The following is a 13,380-nucleotide window of genomic DNA, read 5'->3' on the forward strand; positions in this document are numbered from 1 at the left end:
ACAAGAAGGGGTGAGCATCGTGCAGAACCGGTCACCGCGGCGCCGCCTGACCTCTCTGGTAGCGGTGGTACTGGTGCTGGCGGCGGGATGCGCGGTGACAGTGGCGGCGTACGTGGCGGTCCGCGACGGTGAGACCCGCTATGCGGGACAGGTGATGGACCGCTACATCGACGACATCACCGAGACCGTCGCGGATCGGGTCGCCAGGTACGGCTCCACCCTGTCCGACCTCGCCTACGCCATCGGCGCCCAGACAGACCTGGAAGCCGATGACTTCACCCGCATCAGTACCGGCCTGGACGCCACCCGGCTACCCGGCGCCAGCGGTATCGGCTTCGTCGTCACCGCATCCACCACCCAGATACCGTCCGTGCAACGCACCTGGCGTACGCACGGAGCGCCCGGCCTGACCCTGAAACCCGCAGCCGGCATCTCGGCCCATAATTTCGTCATCTTCGAGAAGGCGTTCGACGACCGTGAGGACATGCAGGGCACCGACCTGAGCATCAGCGCTCCTCTGGCCTCCGCGCTGGACACCGCCCGCCACAGCGGCACCCTCGCCATCAGCCCGGCCTACCAGCTCCTGCGCGACCGGTGGATGACACCCGAGCAACGGCAGACCTCCGTAGTTCTGGCTGCCCCGGTTTACACCGGGCTCGGGTCGTCCGCCCCGGACGAGTTCATCGGCTGGGTCGTCATGGGCCTGCGCGGGCAGGACTTCCTGGGCCAGACATTGCTCGGCCGCAGCCAGAAAGTCGTCCAGATCAGCATCACGGACACCACCGCAGGTGACGCCCTGATCGCCGCCATCGCACCCGGGCGCCGGGTGAGCACCGCGAACCTGGAACGCCAGCAGAGTACCGCTGTCGCTCAGCGACGCTGGCACGTCACGGTATGGCCGACCACCCGGCTGCTCGCCAGCACCGACCGCGGCATGAGCCGGCTCACCCTGGCCGCCGGCATAGCCCTGTCAGTCCTGCTGGCCATGCTGGCCGGGGTCCTCACCGGCAGCCGCAACCGCGCCCTGGAACAGGTCGAGCGGGCCACCACCGAACTACGCCGCGACATCGACCGCCGCGAACAGGTCGAAGCCCGCCTACACGAACGCGAGCAACAGTTGCAGCAACTCGCGTTCCATGACCCCCTCACCGGCCTGGCGAACCGGCTGCTGTTCTACGACCGCCTCACCCACGCCCTGGCCACCCACGCCCGCGGCAACCGCGTCTTCGCCGTGCTGTTCATCGACCTCGACGGCTTCAAACAAGTCAACGACCAACGCGGCCACAACGCCGGCGACACCGTCCTGCAAGTCGTCGCCGACCGCCTGCGCACCGGGCTACGCGCCAGCGACACCGTCGCACGCTTCGGCGGCGACGAATTCGCCATCATCATCGAAAGCCTCACCGGCATCGCCGACGCCCGCCCCACCGCCGAACGCATCATCGGCGTCGTCCAGGAACCCATCGACATCGACGGCACCCCCGCCCAGGTATCCGCCAGCGTCGGCATCGCCGTCAACCACCCCGGCGTCAGCGCCGACGACCTGATCCGGGAAGCCGACGCCGCCATGTACACGGCGAAGACCAGCGGCAAGAACCGCTACGCCGAAGCCGGCACCGCACCCCACTGACCCGGCGGCGGGTACACCCGGACCTGACATCCACACGCCGCTGACCTGCCGGCTGCCAATGTCTTATGCGGTCTGAGGTGGACGGGCTGCGGCAGCCGCCTCTATCCTCAGCGCTACGCCGCTGCGCGTTCTCCCCCCGTGGAATTCGCAGCGGCGCCTCGACGCCACGTTTCCCCGTGATGGCATACCCGGGGACGCCAAGACCGGCACGCTGCAGAGAGCCGGCCCGGCTATCTGACGGCACAGCCCGCCATCGACGCTGAACTTCCAGCACGCTCAGGGCGTGACCGGATTACGGCCGCCGCCGCGCTACGACGCCTGTATCGCGCTGTGGGCCTGGTCGGGGCGGTGCACACCGAGCCACTTTTCAACGTCTACGGTGCGCCACACCTTGCCCTGGGCGAGGTCGGCAACCGGTTCGGGGAAGTCTCGGCGGCTGGTGATCTGGTAGGCCCGCTGTCTGCTGACCCCGCCCAGCCGGACACGAATTTCATGGGCACCGAGAAGACTGTCTTGCTCCGTTGACATGACCCCCATCATAGTCTCGTGACAACTTGTCGCCAAGCCTTAGGCTGGAACCCTTTTCACTGCCACCGAACCTCGTGCCACGCAGGCACCTAACTACCAGCGACGGCACGGCGTGAGCGACTCGGGCGTAGCCCCCGCCCACGAACTGCCGCAGCATCTCCATGTCCGGCGGCGCGTCCCGTCGTTCAGCTAGCCCGCACACCCACTAGGCTACGACAACTACCTCATGTGGTGCCTATAAGCTTGTCTAACCACTACTGATTGTGATTTGTCTAGTCGTGACTGACGTTCCCGCAGCCCGCCACATCACTCCCCTCGCCACCGACCAAGGGTCGCGTCGCTGGTCAGGTCACACCACGTCGTTTCGCATCGAGGACCTCGCCGGAACCGTGACCACCCACCGCACCGGCGACGGCACCACGGCCGGCTTCGACCTGCGCGTCGGCACGCACGGCTCCACCATGGCCGGGCTCACCGACGCCCTCGCCGCCGCCGCGTCCCTCGCCCTGCAACACGGCGCACCCCTGGCATCGATCACCGATGCCTGGCAGCAGACGTGGTTCGTGCCGAACGGCGTCACCGACGACCCCGACATCCCCCACACCACCTCGCTCGCCGACTACGTCGCCCGCCGGGTGAGCATCGACCAGCCACCCACCGGCTCCGACACTTCGCCGGCGGTATCGCGTGCCGGGCAGTTCCCCGGCGATGACACCACCGATCCCCCGGCCCCGCGAACAGCTCATCGCGCTGCTCGAGGCATCACCGTGGATGATGCAGGTCCTCGCCACGGTGCATGACAGCGGACTGCCCGACGCCTGGGTCGGGGCCGGCGCCGTCCGGGACCTGGTCTGGGGTCAGCTGTACGGGCACGGCTTCGACCCGGCCGACGTCCACGACATCGACGTCGCCTTCTACGACCCCGACCGCCTGGACTGGGACCGCAATGAACACGCGACCGCCCTGCTCGCCGCGGCGTGGCCGGGCCAACCGTGGGAAGCCCGCAACCAGGCCGCCATCCATACCTGGTTCCACCACCGCTTCGGCGGCGACCCGGTGGCGCCGTTCGCCTCGATCCAGGAAGCGGTCGCGTCGTGGCCCGAAACCGCCACTGCCGTCGCCGCCCGCCTCGACCACGACGGCACCGTGGATCTGTGCGCGCCGTACGGCCTGGACGACCTGCTCGCTGGGATCTGGCGGCGTAACCCCGCCCGCGTCACACTCGCCGAATCCCGTGCCAGGCTCGCCCGTCATCAACCGCGGCAGCGGTGGCCCGGCGTCAATGTCATCACGCCGTCCTGACCCCGGCTCTAAAGCGGACCCGGGGTCAGCCGCCTAGCGCGAACCACATCAGCCGTCTCCCGAAAGCAAGCCGGGCGCGGCTGCCAGTTCGTCAGCAAGCGTCATCAGACCGACGCTGTCGGAGGCTTTCAGCAGCACGACATCACCCGCCGTCAGCCGCCCCGCCAGCGCGTCGGCGGCGGCCTCGCGGTCGGTGACATGTATCGCCTCGACACCACCGTGCGCTGCGGCGAACGCGAGCTGCCGGGCGCCGTCGTTGCCGACTGCCAGCAGGAACGCCAGCCCGCTGGACGCCGCGGCGGCGACCTCAGCGACAGTCCACGGCAACATCCCCGGCACGCTACGACCTCGGTGGCCCGTTCAGCCCACGACCCTCCGCCGCCGCCAAACGAATCCCTCGTCCGTGCCCGCCATGCCCGGGTACCACCACAGCCATTCGGCAGGGTGATGCCGCGCTTCCGATACCATGATTCGCAGTTCAAGGACTATCGGGATTGGCGGATAGGACGTGAAAGGCACTCCCCGTTTCGCCGTCTACATCATCGACAAGATCCTCAAAACCTACTGGCAAACATTCAAGCCGAAGACCTACGGTGTCAAGGCCCTGATACTGCACCCGTCCGACCCTGATGTGTGTGTACTGATCAGACAGTCCTACGGCGATCAAGAACGCTGGGGGCTGCCAGGAGGTGGCTACCGGCCCCGCAAAGAGTCGCCCGAGAGTGCCATCCGACGCGAGTGCCGAGAAGAGCTGGGGCTGATGTTCGAGCCAGCCGTCGATGTACTCGAAAACCTCGTGACGACAGCCGAAGGCAAGCGGGACCATCTCACCCTTTTCCGGGTCACCGCACAATCGACGCGGCTTCGCCCAAACCCAGAAGTCGCGGAAGCCCTATGGACGCCCCTTGACTATTCTGGCCTTCCAGCAGGAACACGAATTTCCCGGTTCGCCGACATTGCTATATCTGCCCACCGCGAAGCCGGAGCGGCGCCGGGTCAAGGCCCTGACGCCTAGCTGGGCAGGCCGTCGCGGAGCAGCGGGAACAACCGGTCAGGTTCGGTGAGTACTCCCCCGCCGTCGTGCGGCCACATCCGTCGATCGCTGAAGGCGATGCCGAAGTAGATCCTGCGGGGCTCATAGTCCCAGGTTGGATCAACCACGACACCGTCCGCGGTGACGCACCAGCCGTGTGCCAACGGCAGCAGCTGTCCCCGGACGTCTGTGGTGGCGAAGCCTTCGGCATACGTCAGGCCGTCGTCGGCGTAGGTGACTGCGGTGGAGGCGGCGTTGCCGTAGCACAGCCGATCCGGCAGCTTCGGCACCGCAACAGGCGGCGGCGCCGTGACGAAGAAGGCGCCGTGCGCGTCGAGCAGGTGGTAGACGGAACCGAACACCCAGCCGGGTGGGCAGGCGTTGACTTCCATGACGGTGGCGCAGCCGCGAACATAGTCGAGCAGCACACGGTGAGCCGGGCTCAGGCCGGCGGCGCGTAGCTGTTCCAACGTCATTGCCGTCGTGTCCCTCCCGAACGTCTCAGTGCATGGTAGAACGCAGCACACCGTTGCCGTGCCCCTTCTCGGGGCCGCCCAGCTGTGGTGACATCAGGGCCGAGCTCCTGGGCCAGGTCCGGAGTTCGGTTGACGCGGAGGGCGACGAATGGCTCAGCTGGAAAGCGTTACCGAACGCCCTGGCGCGGGAGTTCCTGCGGCGAGCCGGTGGATCCAGGATCATTCCGGCCGTTGCTGGCGATCATGGTGGGCTGGCGGTGACCATCGCCGGGCCGCGGGGCCCGGTCTTCGTCAAAGGCTCCTCGTCGCAGCCGGGTGACGGGTGCTTCGCTACGAGTTGCAGGCGAGCCGGGCCGCCAACCAGCGATACGCACCGGCGGCGTTGGGGGACCTTGAGGCGGACGGCTGGCTGGTGGTGGCATTCGAGCGTTACGACGGCCGCACGCGGATCTGTCACCAGGTAGTCCCGATCTCGACCTGCTCGGCGAGCCCTGCACGAGCGGTCCGGCACACTCGCGGCCGCCGGGTCGTGGTTCAGCCCGCACGCCCGGCTCGGATTCGACCATCCGGCGATGCACAGTGACACCCTTGTGCCTAGCGTCCTCGATGCGGCCAGGCTGATCGTGACCGCCGCCTGGCTGCGCATCGTGGACTGAGCGTCTTGACGGTGTCGGTGCTCAACACCAGCATGCGGCAAGCCCCCTCGTCGTCGAAGCCGTCGGCGAGGAATACGAGGACTTCGTGTTTCGCCGCCTAGATGCCTGCCGTAGCGATATTCACATCGGGTATTCGAGTTGCCCTGCGGGTGAGTGCGACGATCTGGTATCCGCTGTGTTCGCGTTCGCGGACGACGTGCCAGCCTTGGACGTCGCGGTAGTAGCGGACGAGGTCGGGTACGAAGGTGCCTCGGCGTACCCATGTCCTGCCGGTTCGTGCTGCGTGGTCGAGTACCCACCAGGCCAGCCGGCAGCCCAGCTGCTGTCGGGCGAATCGGGGGTCGGTGACGGTTCCGGTCATGAACAGTGCGGGCTCGGCGCGTTCGGCTGCGGTCCACAGCCATTCGGGGGACTCGGTGAGCAGGGTGGTGCAGCCGATGACTTCGTCGCCGCCGGTGAGTACCCATACGGGTATGTCGGGGTGCGCGGCTTGACCGGCGAGGTCGTCAGCCACCTCTTCCCAGTCAGGTTGATCATGTTCTCGCATCCATACGGAGCGAGCGCGGATCAGAGCTGCGATCGCTGGCACGTCATCGCGCCCGGCGGGTCGCATCAAGAGTGGAGGCGCAGGCTGTTTCACCTGGGAATTCGTTGCGGTTAGGTCAGCCACTCAATCCACCTTAGACCGGGGCCGCCGTGCTGGCAGCTACCGTCGCGGGTGATCTCGCATGGCCGTAGCTGCGCAGGGTGGCCTCGAGGGACGAGACCCGGCAGATCTCGTGGTCATCGGGTACTGCGGTGCCGGCGTCGATGCCGGCCATGGTGGTGGCGAGCCCGTCGGGGTCGAGGTATCCGTCTGCGATGAGCGGGGATCCCTCGTCCAGGATTTCCCGTAGGTAGGCCACTCCGTAGCGCCGCAGGCCGAGCCCCATGACCTGTTCGAAGTTTTCTCGCAGGGGCGGGTCGGTCAGGTACGGGTCGCAGCCGAGTGAGGCGAGACGTGCCCTGTGCAATTGTTTGCGGTGCCGCCACTGGTAGGGCAGCCAGTCCCCGAATCGGATCAGCGTCGGGTCGGCCAGCGGGTGTATCGGCCACATCCCTGCTCGCAGCAGTGGTGGGGCGACGCAGGCCATCGCCATCAGGGTCATCTCGTTGACCACGGACGCGGATGCGATGGCCGTGTCGGTGTCGTCGAGCAGGTGCAGGGTGCGCGGGCCGAACCAGGTCGCAGCGGGGGTGTCCATGCCGAGGGCGGGCCGGGACAGTTCGTCGAGGGTGAGCGCGACCATCTCGTCGCCGCCGATCCCGGTGACGACCGTGCGGATGCCGCGCTCGCCCAGGAGAGCGACCAGGCTGCTCTTGCCCTCGTCGTAGAGTTCGTCGTACGGGGTGATCAGGGCACGGGAGGCGCGCCGGCCGCCGGGCCGCAACGGCAGGTTGTCGATCATGCGGGTGGTGACGTTCTCGCCGAGGCCGAACAGGTTGATCATGCGTCGGCGCCGGTCCTGCTGCTGCTCGCCGGCGTCACCGACGATCAGCATCGCGGCTGCCGTGATCTGACCTGGGTGGCGGGCGCCGAGGGTGGCAGCGACGTTCGCCGAGTCCAGGCCGCCGGACAACTCGACCGCGGTGGTGGCCGGATCGTAGGCGTGCCGGTCGAGGACCTCGTCGAGTAGCCGCTGGTAGGCGGCTACCGGGTCGGCGTCGGGGTGCAGCTGTCGGGGGCGGCCGTGTGCGGCGGCCAGCGGGTAACACAGCCGCAGTCCGTGCCGGCTGTACACCGCCCGGGACCGCTCGGTCAGCCAGTTCAGGCCCTCCCACAGGGTCTCGTGGGTGTAGCGGAATCGGCCGGTCAGCTGCCGGACGAGCTCACGTTCCTGCAACGGCGCCTCACGGACCTGGTCGGCCAGGTCGGCGACGTCCCACGAGCCGTGCAGCACGTTGCCGTGTTCGATCAGGTAGATCGGGGCGATCCCGTGGGTGCCGGCTTCGAGCCACATGCTGTCGCCGGCGAACTGCACCACGACGAAGTCTCCGGCCCATTGCGGATGGTGTGGTTGTGCATCCCGGCCGGGGATCCGTTCCCGGACGACCATTGCTGGACTGTCGGGGGTCTGATCGAGCACCTCGAGGGCAGGATGGTCGTAAGGCTCGATCCATGACGCGCCGCTCTGCCATTGGCGGCCGGTCCATGTCCACCGGCCGGGGACGTCCTTGGCACGGATGTGCAGCTTCAACATCGATTACTCCCGGCGGATTCGTTGAAGAGACAAAGGCGGGGCCGGGGACGCCCTCGACAACGGACGCCCCCGGCCGGCGTGGATCAGGTGATGATCTCGTCCCGCTGGTTGGCGGTGTCGGAACTGCCCGACTTCTTCTTGTAGCCACTGCGTTCCGCCGCCGATGGAATCTCCAGCGTCTCCGGGCTGGCGAACAGCGGGGCGGGCTGCTGCGACAGGTCGTGCTCGATGTCGTCGGTCATGGCCTTCTCCTTCGGTTCGAATGTCTACCAAGCGGCTCCGCGGGCCGATTCCCACTAAAGCCCTGCGATGCAGAGGAGGCCATGTCATGTGGTCGGTGTCTGTTTGTCACCGGTTGTCCATGACCATCTCGGCAGCCCGGCGCTACCCCAGGTGTAGCCCCCGCGTGGCCGAGCGCCTCGAACGCCGTCGACGACCGGTGATTCAGCGACTACTCTTTGCTTTCGCTGAGGAGGGGGAGGAAGCTGTGGCTCCCAGCCGGAGACTCCTGGTGTCACCACTTCGTATGGCCCGGCGGACTATCCCCGCCACCCTCGAAGCTGTATGCGCCGACCTGGACCACGCCGCACTCACCGGTTCCAGCGGAGTCACCCCGGCCATGCTCTCCGGCTGGGAACTCGGCCGGCACGTCACCAGCATCAAATACCGCAAGATGCTCAGCGACTACTACGGCCGACCTATCGACGATCTGTTCAGCCACCAGGACCACGCGCTGACCTCGGTCGCAGAAACACCTCGGCTCCTGGCCGGTCCACGGCAACTGTGGAACGCCATGATCGACGTCGTCGAGTCCGCTCAAGTCTGCCTGGCCGTCGTCGGCTCCCGCTCCCGGCACAACGACTACCTCACAAAAATTGAGAAGTCGCTCGCCGGTAACCCCGAGCTGGTGCATTACCGCATCCTGTTCGGCCCGCCCCGCAACCAAATCCTCAAGGACCACCTGCTGCGACTCACCCAGATCCGCGACCCGGCCGACCGCAGCACCGGCATCCAAACCCTGCACATCGGCATCATCGACGACCCCGCCGTCCCGGAACGGTTCTACTGCGCCGGCGACACCGGCGCGGTCACCCCGATCCCCTCGTTGACGTCATCGGAAGCCTTCGACTCCGGCGTATTGTTCGAGTCCGAGGTTTCCGCCCGCCTGGTAGACCACACCCGGCAGCTGTACGCCGCCGCCCGCAAGATCGAAGATCCCCATCAGCTGGCCGAGTTGCCGGTGCTGCGCCATCACGGCCGGGCCCGGCTTGACCCAGAAGGGACCCGCCCGTGGCCACCGCGGAGATAGGCAACCGGTCCGCTGTTCTCGCCGCCGCCCGTCACGATGCCGCAGGGGTACTCGAGCTCACTCGTGGACTCGTGGCCGTGCCCAGTCGCGGCGGCATCGACGACTACGGCCCGATTGTGGACCTGCTGACCGGGTGGCTACGGTCGCGCCAACTCGACCCGCGTGTGCTGTATGCCGACGACGGCACCGCGATCGCCGTGGTCTGCGAGATCACCGGCGAGCACCCCGGCCCGCGTCTCGTCCTCGACGCCTGCCTCGACACCGCCCCGTTCGGCGACCTCACCGCCTGGACCCATCCGCCCACTACTCCCGTCGAACATGACGGATGGCTCTACGGCCGCGGCACCGCCGACTCCAAAGTCGCCGTCGCGACCTTCTGCCACCTCGTAGCCCAGATAGCCGCCACCCAGCGTCACCTGATCCATGGCCGTCTGGTGCTTCTTTTCGACCTGGACGAGCACACCGGAACGTTCGGCGGAGCGAAGAGCTACTTCGAGGGCTCGGACGCCCCCACCGATGTAGCCGGCGTGATGATCGGTTACCCAGGCGTTACGAAACTCGTCGTCGGCGGGCGCGGTGTCCACCGTGTCCAGCTATACGTGCACGGCGTGAGCTCTCACTCCGGCGGCCGTCACCGCACCCCGAACGCCATCGCCAAGGCCGCCCAACTCGTCCAGGCACTGACCGGCGAACGACTCGAGGGAACCGACGAGCGTTTCCCGATGGGACCCGCCATCACGGTCACCGCTATCGACGGAGGACAGGGCTACTCCGTCACCCCCGACCTGTGCACCGTCAACGTCGACATCCGCACCACCGGCACCTTCAGCGACCACGACGCCCGCCAGCTGCTCAAACGGGTCATCGCCGGCATCGATGGAGACTGGCCGGCCACCCGGGCCACCACCATCAACACCGTGACCAGCTGGCCGCCGTACGCCCTGCCCGACAATCACCCGCTGCCCACAGCCCTGCTTAGCGCCACCTCCGACCTCGGCCTGACCGTGCAAACCAAGGTCGCCGGACCATCCAACATCGGCTGCTACCTCGCAGGACACGGCGTACCAGCCACCGCCGGCTTCGGCGTCAACTACACCGGCCTGCACAGCACCGACGAACGCATCGAAATCGCCGGAATCCCCCTGGTACAAGCCGCCTACCACACCGCCGTCCTCACATTCCTAACCTCCACGTAGCCCTGTTCCGGCGGACTGCACTGCAACTCATTTGGTCGGATGGCAGCCGACGGTGGATCGAGTGGGTACCTCCCAGCCGAGCGCTGCGCCAGACGCTCCGCGCTAGAACGGCTACGTCTACATCAGGGTGGCCGAGGAGCGCGCGGCAGCCGTCGTGTCCGCCGAACTGCGGATTCGAGCACTCCCGCGGCAGATGAAGATGCCGTTAACGTGTTGGCTGGCTCATGCGGTTTGCTGCTGGCTACGGTTCGTAGATGATTGTATGGGTAGCGTCGTTTCCTCGTTCCGGTAACACCTTTCTGCGGATCGTTCTTCACCGGCTGTATGGCGTCAGAACCTCGACTGTCTATGACGTCGACGGTGTTGCTGAGCGTCTCGGGAAGGATCTGATCGGGTTCACTGATCGCCCGGGAAGCCTTCCTGAAATGCGTGCCGCCGACGAGCCGCACTTCGTCAAGACCCACCGGCTGCGGGATGTCGAGGTCGACGAGGAAGATCGTGCGATATGCCTGGTGCGAGACGGCCGCGACGCTCTGGTCTCGTGGGCTCGCCAAGCGAGCGAGGAAGACCCGAACACCTATGAGGACGAACTACGGTCAAAGATCCGGCGAGTGAGTACGGGCGGGACCGGCAGTTGGGGAACCAACGTTCTCAGCTGGCTACGGCCGTCGGTGCCGCATCGTGTCGTCCTGCGATACGAGGACCTGATCCGGGACCCGCATGCGACGGTAACTCCGATCATCGCCACGGTGGCCCCCGCGCTTGGTCTGCGGCCGGAGGCTGCCATTCCCTCTCTCGACGAGCTACGAGGGCACGACGACCTGTTCTTCCGCCGAGGTCGTACCGGCAGCCATCAGGACGAAATGCGCACCGAGTTGCACCAGCTCTTCTGGTCGCGGATCGACAACCAGGCGGCGATGGCCCTACTCGGGTACCCCAAGCCCCACGATGATCAAGTCCCGCAATCCTGACGGTGCAAGCGAATCGCGGCAGAGCAGTGCGTCATGATACAGATCGATATCGCGTCATTCTTTGGGGTGACTAGGCGCCAAACGCGTCGAGATCAACTGTGCTAAGTGTCGAAGGAGACGGCACCGTTTCAAACGCCGTCCACCAGGAGAAGCGACCCACATCCAGGTAGTGCTTGTAGCAACTTGGCACCTCACAGCATGGGTCAGCGGCAGCAAACGGGAACATCGCGAGAGGCGGAGATGTCGTACGTCGCGGATAGTCTGCCGCTATGAAACGTCAATCAAGAATTCCGCGCGTGCCGCGGCGAGGCGTCGCTCAAGCGGTAACCACCGGGCCCTCCTGGCGTGACCGGCGTTACCCGGCTTGCTGGGACTGGTCGCATACCCTTGCCATACCGCGCCTTGCTGGCGAGCCGTATGACGATGCTCTATGGCGCCAAACACGCTTCCTGGAACGCTGGCAAGATGGGCGGTGCGCGATTTGCGGCCTAAAGGCAGGCGGATCTGCATTTCGTCACGGGCTTGTCGAGGACCACGATCATGACTCTGGCTACGTCCGAGGCCTTCTTTGCTCGCGTTGCAACCTAGCCGAAGGGTCTTCACACCGTCCGATCTTCGAGGGATACCGGCAGCGGCATCCAACCAAGATTCTTAGACTACAACTTCCCTATTTCGCCCTCTTCTCTCGCGAGGGGATATTCGGAAGGGGCGAGGTCCGGGAAGCATGGGCGAAGATCGTGATCGAATCTGGTTTCCATGCCGACGTGGGCGAGTTCGATGAATATGCCCTTGGCACTCTGAGTGAGACTCGCGTGGCTCCGCCAGAGGGCGCCAGGCCGTGGATCCATCTACTGGAATGTCTTGCTGACCGGCTTAATCACGGCGAGGTGGGCCGCATGCACCTGCACACCGAAGCCTTGTGGCTTGCACTGCGCGATGCGACGTCAGCCGTGGAACAGCATCTCCAGAAAGATCCGCCGGACTGGGTGCCCAGACGCACGATCGGTCCGTGGGACTACCTCCGGTAACGGGCAAGACTGCACCGTCGGAGATGTGATGGCATTAGCCCGTCAACTCGGTGACGGCAAGCGGGATCTCGGGCCGGGCGGCGCTCTAGTTCGCCGGGCCAGGCGGAGCGATCGGGTCCGGTGACCTGGTTCTGGTCGAGCTCCCCGCCTGCCGGTGCAGACCGGCGGCTTGTTCGCGGCAGATCAGTGCGTTCGGCAGCTAACCGTTCTCCCTGCCTGGTAGCGAAGCGCCTGCTTAGAACGCCTCATACGCTTCGCGCGCGTCGTCACCGATCAGAGGCTTTTGGTTCGAGTAGCGGCCGTCGGTTCCATCGAGTTTCGGGCTCGAGACCCAGCACTCTTCCCCGGTGTTGACGTCGTAAAAATTCGCGTCGAAGTCCGCGTCGGCGGTACCAGAGACCCGGCGCAGAGTTCTCCTATGGACTTAAGCCGCCCGCCAGGTTCGAGTGAACTGCACGCAAGCGATCCAGGCCGGGCCACGGTCAGTGTCGTGCCCGGTCTTGCGCTGGACACACATGATCCGCGGGCACGGGCACGGGCACCGGGCGGCGACCCGTCCAGCGACCTCGAGCGCACCGACACCGTAGGCAGAAAGCCGGTACACCTCAACATCGTCGTCGGAAACCTGCCGCACCAACCATCCCGCCTGCACCCACTGTCGGCAAAGATCACGCGTGTTTCCTGTAGGCAGCGGCTGGCTGTCGTCCTCGCCGTACCCCGCAGCACGCAACTGTTCGAGGGCCTCATTGATCTCCGTATGCGCATCCGCCACCGCAACCGTCGGGCGGTCTGCGGTAAAACCATCGCCAACACCGTCACCACGAACGGCGCGTGAGTCTGATGAAGCAAGGAAAGCATCGGATTTTGAAACGTCCGAAGCGCCCCCTGGTAAGCACCTTCAACATCTCGCGTAACCATCAGCACACAGCGTACGGCGTAGGTACGACATGGAAGAGCTCGCAACTGTCGCCGCTGTGCGGTCCTCGCGTGCGGAGGCGGCCCCGTAGCCCT

15 protein-coding genes are annotated in these 13,380 nt (G+C 66.2%); 8 read left to right on the top strand and 7 right to left on the bottom strand.

Annotation, left to right across the window (positions count from 1 at the left end; all coding sequences use genetic code 11):
* Nucleotides 1-10 precede the first annotated feature (10 nt).
* Nucleotides 11-1,630 carry a diguanylate cyclase domain-containing protein gene (locus tag Ahu01nite_RS46845; RefSeq protein WP_203843239.1) on the top strand — a complete coding sequence of 540 codons (1,620 nt, stop codon included), beginning with the start codon at nt 11-13 and terminating at the stop codon, nt 1,628-1,630.
* A gap of 309 nt (nt 1,631-1,939) precedes the next feature.
* Here Ahu01nite_RS46845 and Ahu01nite_RS46850 read toward each other — a convergent pair whose 3' ends face one another.
* Nucleotides 1,940-2,158: a helix-turn-helix transcriptional regulator gene (locus Ahu01nite_RS46850; protein ID WP_203843240.1), complete on the bottom strand. Its 219-nt coding sequence runs from the start codon at nt 2,156-2,158 to the stop codon at nt 1,940-1,942.
* A 278-nt stretch (nt 2,159-2,436) separates the two neighbouring features.
* Here Ahu01nite_RS46850 and Ahu01nite_RS46855 point away from each other — a divergent pair, with 278 nt between their 5' ends.
* On the top strand, nt 2,437-2,958 hold the full coding sequence (locus Ahu01nite_RS46855; protein WP_203843241.1) for a TSCPD domain-containing protein: 522 nt from the start codon (nt 2,437-2,439) through the stop codon (nt 2,956-2,958).
* The gene (locus tag Ahu01nite_RS46860) at nt 2,867-3,460 is read left to right on the top strand and encodes a nucleotidyltransferase family protein (RefSeq protein ID WP_239159702.1); all 594 of its coding nucleotides are present in this window, start codon (nt 2,867-2,869) and stop codon (nt 3,458-3,460) included. The genes Ahu01nite_RS46855 and Ahu01nite_RS46860 overlap by 92 nt, the downstream gene beginning before the upstream one ends.
* Nucleotides 3,461-3,508: 48 nt before the next feature.
* On the opposite strand, the gene Ahu01nite_RS46865 is transcribed toward Ahu01nite_RS46860, so the two are convergent.
* A complete protein-coding gene (locus Ahu01nite_RS46865; protein WP_203843242.1) occupies nt 3,509-3,790 on the bottom strand; it encodes a hypothetical protein in 282 nt (93 codons plus the stop codon).
* Nucleotides 3,791-3,968: 178 nt separating this feature from the next.
* On the opposite strand from Ahu01nite_RS46865, the gene Ahu01nite_RS46870 reads away from it, so the two are divergent.
* The gene (locus Ahu01nite_RS46870) at nt 3,969-4,475 is read left to right on the top strand and encodes an NUDIX hydrolase (RefSeq protein WP_239159703.1); all 507 of its coding nucleotides are present in this window, start codon (nt 3,969-3,971) and stop codon (nt 4,473-4,475) included.
* Here the strand turns inward: Ahu01nite_RS46870 and Ahu01nite_RS46875 are convergent.
* The 4 genes from Ahu01nite_RS46875 to Ahu01nite_RS46890 form a co-directional block, all read right to left on the bottom strand.
* A complete protein-coding gene (locus tag Ahu01nite_RS46875) occupies nt 4,472-4,969 on the bottom strand; it encodes a hypothetical protein (protein WP_203843243.1) in 498 nt (165 codons plus the stop codon). The two genes, Ahu01nite_RS46870 and Ahu01nite_RS46875, sit on opposite strands and share 4 nt — an antisense overlap.
* A gap of 753 nt (nt 4,970-5,722) precedes the next feature.
* Nucleotides 5,723-6,238, bottom strand: a complete 516-nt coding sequence (locus tag Ahu01nite_RS46880; protein WP_344572655.1) for a GNAT family N-acetyltransferase — start codon at nt 6,236-6,238, stop codon at nt 5,723-5,725.
* A gap of 67 nt (nt 6,239-6,305) precedes the next feature.
* On the bottom strand, nt 6,306-7,865 hold the full coding sequence (locus tag Ahu01nite_RS46885) for an asparagine synthase-related protein (protein ID WP_203843245.1): 1,560 nt from the start codon (nt 7,863-7,865) through the stop codon (nt 6,306-6,308).
* Between the two features lie 83 nt (nt 7,866-7,948).
* On the bottom strand, nt 7,949-8,107 hold the full coding sequence (locus Ahu01nite_RS46890; protein ID WP_203843246.1) for a hypothetical protein: 159 nt from the start codon (nt 8,105-8,107) through the stop codon (nt 7,949-7,951).
* A gap of 269 nt (nt 8,108-8,376) precedes the next feature.
* Here Ahu01nite_RS46890 and Ahu01nite_RS46895 point away from each other — a divergent pair, with 269 nt between their 5' ends.
* The 4 genes from Ahu01nite_RS46895 to Ahu01nite_RS51960 all read left to right on the top strand — a co-directional run bounded on the left by Ahu01nite_RS46895 (nt 8,377) and on the right by Ahu01nite_RS51960 (nt 12,369).
* Entirely contained in the window at nt 8,377-9,174 is a 798-nt protein-coding gene (locus Ahu01nite_RS46895; RefSeq protein WP_203843247.1) for an XRE family transcriptional regulator, read from the top strand.
* 71 nt (nt 9,175-9,245) lie between these two features.
* Entirely contained in the window at nt 9,246-10,370 is a 1,125-nt protein-coding gene (locus Ahu01nite_RS46900) for a M20 family metallopeptidase (RefSeq protein ID WP_239159704.1), read from the top strand.
* A gap of 254 nt (nt 10,371-10,624) precedes the next feature.
* On the top strand, nt 10,625-11,341 hold the full coding sequence (locus Ahu01nite_RS46905) for a sulfotransferase domain-containing protein (RefSeq protein ID WP_203843248.1): 717 nt from the start codon (nt 10,625-10,627) through the stop codon (nt 11,339-11,341).
* Between the two features lie 269 nt (nt 11,342-11,610).
* Nucleotides 11,611-12,369, top strand: a complete 759-nt coding sequence (locus Ahu01nite_RS51960; protein WP_203843249.1) for an endonuclease domain-containing protein — start codon at nt 11,611-11,613, stop codon at nt 12,367-12,369.
* 424 nt (nt 12,370-12,793) lie between these two features.
* On the opposite strand, the gene Ahu01nite_RS51145 is transcribed toward Ahu01nite_RS51960, so the two are convergent.
* Entirely contained in the window at nt 12,794-13,141 is a 348-nt protein-coding gene (locus tag Ahu01nite_RS51145; RefSeq protein ID WP_239159705.1) for a DUF3375 family protein, read from the bottom strand.
* Between the last annotated feature and the right edge of the window lie 239 nt (nt 13,142-13,380).

Origin of the sequence: Winogradskya humida (assembly GCF_016862215.1) — a bacterium.
Lineage (GTDB): Bacteria > Actinomycetota > Actinomycetes > Mycobacteriales > Micromonosporaceae > Actinoplanes > Actinoplanes humidus.

Coding starts and splice junctions, on each gene's coding strand:
- Ahu01nite_RS46875 (WP_203843243.1), bottom strand. CDS start 4,969: ATGACGTTGGAACAGCTACGCGCCGCCGGCCTGAGCCCGGCTCACCGT.
- Ahu01nite_RS46885 (WP_203843245.1), bottom strand. CDS start 7,865: ATGTTGAAGCTGCACATCCGTGCCAAGGACGTCCCCGGCCGGTGGACA.
- Ahu01nite_RS46860 (WP_239159702.1), top strand. CDS start 2,867: ATGACACCACCGATCCCCCGGCCCCGCGAACAGCTCATCGCGCTGCTC.
- Ahu01nite_RS46880 (WP_344572655.1), bottom strand. CDS start 6,238: ATGCGACCCGCCGGGCGCGATGACGTGCCAGCGATCGCAGCTCTGATC.
- Ahu01nite_RS46890 (WP_203843246.1), bottom strand. CDS start 8,107: ATGACCGACGACATCGAGCACGACCTGTCGCAGCAGCCCGCCCCGCTG.
- Ahu01nite_RS46905 (WP_203843248.1), top strand. CDS start 10,625: ATGATTGTATGGGTAGCGTCGTTTCCTCGTTCCGGTAACACCTTTCTG.
- Ahu01nite_RS51960 (WP_203843249.1), top strand. CDS start 11,611: ATGAAACGTCAATCAAGAATTCCGCGCGTGCCGCGGCGAGGCGTCGCT.
- Ahu01nite_RS46865 (WP_203843242.1), bottom strand. CDS start 3,790: ATGTTGCCGTGGACTGTCGCTGAGGTCGCCGCCGCGGCGTCCAGCGGG.
- Ahu01nite_RS46850 (WP_203843240.1), bottom strand. CDS start 2,158: ATGTCAACGGAGCAAGACAGTCTTCTCGGTGCCCATGAAATTCGTGTC.